Origin of the sequence: Frankia sp. KB5, from assembly GCF_002099325.1 — a bacterium.
Lineage (GTDB): Bacteria > Actinomycetota > Actinomycetes > Frankiales > Frankiaceae > Frankia > Frankia casuarinae.
This window is the reverse complement of record NZ_MRUJ01000118.1, coordinates 1-3,791: the sequence shown is the minus strand read 5'-3', so window position 1 is coordinate 3,791 and position 3,791 is coordinate 1. Positions and strand designations below refer to the sequence as shown.

General features: G+C 71.1%; 3 protein-coding genes and 1 pseudogene. 3 read left to right on the top strand and 1 reads right to left on the bottom strand.

From position 1 onward, the window contains the following. A pseudogene (locus KBI5_RS12850) lies at nucleotides 1–442 on the bottom strand (FHA domain-containing protein); the annotation flags it as partial. 397 nt (nucleotides 443–839) lie between these two features. Here KBI5_RS12850 and KBI5_RS12845 point away from each other — a divergent pair. The 3 genes from KBI5_RS12845 to KBI5_RS12835 all read left to right on the top strand — a co-directional run. Continuing rightward, nucleotides 840–1,826, top strand: a complete 987-nt coding sequence (locus KBI5_RS12845; RefSeq protein WP_160172370.1) for a radical SAM protein — start codon at nucleotides 840–842, stop codon at nucleotides 1,824–1,826. Beyond that, the gene (locus KBI5_RS12840; protein ID WP_198537684.1) at nucleotides 1,820–2,971 is read left to right on the top strand and encodes an epoxide hydrolase family protein; all 1,152 of its coding nucleotides are present in this window, start codon (nucleotides 1,820–1,822) and stop codon (nucleotides 2,969–2,971) included. The genes KBI5_RS12845 and KBI5_RS12840 overlap by 7 nt, the downstream gene beginning before the upstream one ends. A gap of 568 nt (nucleotides 2,972–3,539) precedes the next feature. After that, nucleotides 3,540–3,791: benzoate/H(+) symporter BenE family transporter (locus KBI5_RS12835; protein WP_198537686.1), on the top strand; the 252-nt coding region annotated here is incomplete at its 3' end.

Below are 3,791 nucleotides of genomic sequence, written 5' to 3'. Positions count from 1 at the left end.
CGCCGACCAGCGCGTCCAGGAATCCGCTGACCACCTCGTCGGCCGTGACGGCGCCGGCGGGCGTGTCCGGCCGGTAGAAGCACTCGGCCAGGATGAACAGGCTCCCGTCGCCCCGGCGGGGGATACCCGCCTCGCCGTAGCGCTCGAGCATCATCTGGTCGATCAGGCCGAGGTGGTGGTAAAGGTCCTCGCGAATGTTCCAGTGCACGCCCAGCGAGGGGTCACCCCGCAGCTCGACGCCCACCACCCGCCGGCCCAGGGCCAGCGACCAGAGCATTCCCATCATGTTGGTGGCGCCCAGGCCGAGGGCCAGGAAGTCGGGATTGAGGACTCCGGTGGTGTCATCGGCCAGGCCCGTGTCCTGGACGGTCTCGTCCAGCCGGGCCCAGGCCTGCCGCCGGGGAACAAAAGAGTTCAGGACACGACGAACGTCCACGCCCATAATTCCTCCATGACAATCTGCCAGATCGAGGTTCAAGAGCGCGGAGCGCGCCTCCACGGACGGCCGACAGCCAGAAGGTCCGTGGAGCGTTTACCGCCAACCGGTCCGCCCCAGCCAACTTGGTCCCGACGGTACCTACGCCTCGAATCGAACGTCAAGGGCGCCGTCTTCTACGCGACACCGGGACCCTACCGATCCCGCCCGCCCACCAGGCTCTTTCAGCCGACGTTCGGGCCGGTGCCACCATGATGCCCGAGCGCATCAGTCCCGACCCGAGATGGTTGCAGGAGAAAAAATGGTGGACGTTTCGCTCCCCGCTGGCTACCGTGCCAAAGGAGAAGGACGTGCTTCGGGTGGACCGACGTGGGGGGGCAATGACACGGGGGCCAAGAATGACGTGGGGGCCGATGTGGCCGGCGGCATCGCGATCTGGGACCGTTTCCCCCCGACCCAGAGAATGGTCATCAACTACACTCTGACCTGCAATCTTGCGTGCGATCACTGCATTGTGGAGTCGAATCCGACCCGCCGGGAGCGGCTGACCCTCGACGAGGTCCGGTCCGTACTCGAGCAGGGGCAGCGCACCGGGAAGCGACACGTCACCTTCAGCGGGGGCGAGGTCTTCCTCTACCCACAGGTCATGTGCCAGGCCATCGCCCACGGCGTCCGGCTCGGCTATGTCGTCGACGTGGAGTCCAACGCCTTCTGGGCCCGCAACCCCGCCCAGGCCGAGGCCAGACTGCGGCCCTTCGTCGAGGCCGGCATCCACGGCCTGTCCCTCAGCGCGGACGTCCACCACATGCGGTACTTCCCCGTGGAGCGACCGATCAACGCCGCCCGGGCGGCCCGGGCCAGCGGCCTGGCCACCGAGATCCAGTTCTGCACCTCGGCCGACGAACAGGCCGACGAGCAGATCAGGGCGGCCCTGATCGCGGCCGGCGAGCCGTTCGTGGTGCTCGAGCTGCTCGATCGGGGCCGCGCCCGGGAGATGCACCGGATCTGGCGGGGACGTCCGGTCACCGAGCTGCCCGACTGCGACGATCTGACCACCACCGTGCACGCCACCGGTGACGCCTATGCATGCTGCCAGCTCGACATCGGCGTCGACGACATGAAGCGGACGCCGGTGTTCCTGGGGCCCGTGCGCGGCCCGGGATCGGACCCGGCGGAGCAGGCCCGGCGGGAACGGCTCGTGCACGCCTTCCACGACCCGCAGTCCCCAGCCTACTTCCGGACCATGGTCGCCGAGGATCCGCAGTTCCAGGACCTCGCCGACGCGCGGTTCACCAACATCTGCGATTTCTGCCTGCGGGCCCTGAGCGACCCGGCCCGGGTGGCGGCCCTGGAACGGGTGCTCGCCCGGGCCGGACGGACCGCGTGCTGATCACACCGTCCCGGATCCGGGTGCCCGAGGACGTCCTGACCGGACTGCGGCAGCGGATCGCGCGGGTGCGCTGGCCGCAACCGGCCCCCGGCCCGGCCTGGTCCCAGGGCACCGACCTGGCGTTCCTCCAGGGAATGCTCGCCGACTGGGCCACCTTCGACTGGCGTGCGGCCGAGGAGAGAATCAACGGCGGGTACGACCAGTTCGTCGCCGAGGTGTCCGGGCTGCGGGTGCACTACGTCCATCATCGGGTGCCGGGGGCCGACGGTCCGCCGGTCATCCTGACCCACGGCTGGCCGAGCAGCTTCGTGGAGATGCTCCCGCTCGTCGACCGCCTGCGCGACCCCGCGGCGTACGGCATCGACGCTCCCGCGCGGGATGTCGTCGCCGTGTCCCTGCCCGGGTATCCCTTCTCCGAGCGTCCGGCCGGGGAACACACGCTGCGGGACACCGCGCGTGTCTGGCACGACCTGATGACCGGGCTCGGCTATCCCCGGTACCTGGCCGCGGGCAGCGACTTCGGTTCCGGGGTCAGCACCTTCCTGGCACTCGACCATCCCGACACGGTGGCCGGGCTGTACCTGACCGATCTCGAACTCGACCCCGTCCTGGACCCGGCCGTCGACCCGACACCGCTGTCCCCGGCCGAGCGTGCGTATCTGGACGCCGGCGAACGGTGGTCGCTGACCGAAGGCGGCTATCACGTGATCGCGTCCACCCGGCCCCAGACCCTCGCGTACGGGCTGACCGACTCGCCCGCCGGGCTGGCCGCATGGCTGCTGGAGAAGTGGCGTGCCTGGTCGGACTGCGCCGAAGGCCGGGTGCCCCGAGTGTCCCGGGAGTTCCTGCTGACCACGCTCACGCTCTACTGGGCCACCGGTTGCGTCGGGAGCACGCTGCGCGACTTCCACGACAACCGCCAGGTCCAGGAGGGCATGACGGTCGGTGACCGGGTCCTCGCCCCCACCGCGTTCGGGCGTTTCGGGAACGGCCTGGATGACCTTCGCCCGCCCCCGCCCGAGTTCGTCGGACGGCTGTGCCGCGTGGTGCGCTCCACGGTGCACGACGAGGGCGGGCACTTCCCCGCGGTGGAGGTTCCCGACCGGCTCGCCGCCGACATGCTCGCCTTCTTCGCCGAATGCTGACCCTCGGATCCCGCGCGGGGATGACCGGATGGCCCGGCCCGGCGGCCCGGCGCACCACCTTCCCGCGTCCGGACCGCGGCATCCTCCCACTACAGGCCGTGCAGTGACAGGACGTGCAGTGACAGGACGTGCAGCGCCTCCCGGCGGGCCTGGGCATCGGAGGGGTGGGGACGCCCGGTCGTGACGCTGTCCGGCGAACGTCCGTCGGGCAGCACCTTCCAGGGCGCCAGGTTGTGGAGACGGGAACTTCGTGTGAGCGGACGATCCCGCCGCCCCACACCCCCACCGCTCGCGCCCCGGGAGAGCCCGGGGCCGGGCTGGTCACCCGCGGCCGGGTGCCGGTGGCGGCCGTGGCCTCGTGACGGGTGCCGTATCCGCGGTCCGTTTTCATGGTCCGCCGCCGAACGGCCGACAGTAGTGTTCCGGGGATGGAACAGCGCGATCGTGACCTTCCGGACCTACCGTCGGCGCCGATCCCGCTGTCACCGTGAGCGACGGCGGTTCAGGCCGGTCGGATCCGCCGGATCCCGCGGACGGCGAGGCGGCTTCGGGGGTTCGGGGCACCCATCTGGTCAGCGCAGGCGCCGTCACGGCGCTGGTCGGGTTCGCGAGCACGGCCGTCGTGGTGCTGGCCGGGCTGCGGGCGGTCGGGGCGGACCCCGCGCAGGCAGCCTCGGGCCTGCTTGCCGTCACCGTCACCCAGGCGCTCGGGACGCTGTGGCTCAGCCGCCGGCACCGGATGCCGATCCTGCTCGCCTGGTCGACGCCGGGCGCGGCGCTACTCGCCTCGACCGGCGCGGTCGACGGTGGCTGGGCGGCG